This window comes from Paraburkholderia humisilvae (assembly GCF_902859855.1).
GTDB lineage: Bacteria > Pseudomonadota > Gammaproteobacteria > Burkholderiales > Burkholderiaceae > Paraburkholderia > Paraburkholderia humisilvae.
In genome coordinates, this window is the sequence record NZ_CADIKH010000447.1 from 1 (window position 1) to 718 (window position 718).

The following is a 718-nucleotide window of genomic DNA, read 5'->3' on the forward strand; positions in this document are numbered from 1 at the left end:
GCTGAGCAACCCAAAGCCCGGCACCGCGATGTCCAGTGCGCGCAGCGCCCGGAATTCCTGCATATGGCCGGTGATCTGCCGCATGCCCCAGCCGAACAGCCGGTAGAACATGAAGATCAGTTCGAGGTACGCATTGCTGTACGTCCTGGACTGGCCCGACACGCCCCCGCTGGCAGGGCGCATCGTTGATGAACAGCGCCTTCAGGTCGCCGTCGGGGCAGTATAGGCTGAGTTGTCCGCGCCGCTTCAGGCTCTCGTTGTACTCGTGCGCGGTGGTTACCGCGTAGTTCGGCTTCGGCCGCCCGCGTGGCTCACCGTCTTCAGTCTCGCCTTGAAAGGCATGAAAGCTCAACAGTCCGATAGATCACCGGCTCGTTCTACCGGACCCACGATCGCAGCACTAGGACCCTGCTGAACAAGGCCTCGTTGGACGAGGACCACCCATTTCCATGTTTCGCAAGCAACCTTCGCGTATCCACGAGGTATCTGGATACCGTTCGAATACTGCCATGAATGCATCCCCCAATGGCTTCAATGTCTTTTGACCGACGTGACTCCCCGATAAGAAGTTCACCGCCAGCAGGGCGTTCAAGGATGCGGTGAACGGCAACTATTGACCTTTCCATAAATCATGACGTCACCACAAGGTTGCCTGAATCCAGCACGCGGCGATGATCGAAGGTCGGTGCTGAGCGCTTTTGAGCTTGTTGCGAGCGAC

1 protein-coding gene is annotated in these 718 nt (G+C 58.6%); it reads right to left on the reverse strand.

Annotated features, from left to right (window positions below; translation table 11 throughout):
* The coding region (locus HV796_RS42990) for a hypothetical protein (RefSeq protein WP_217478274.1) at window positions 1-183 on the reverse strand (183 nt) is incomplete at its 3' end.
* Window positions 184-718 lie beyond the last annotated feature (535 nt).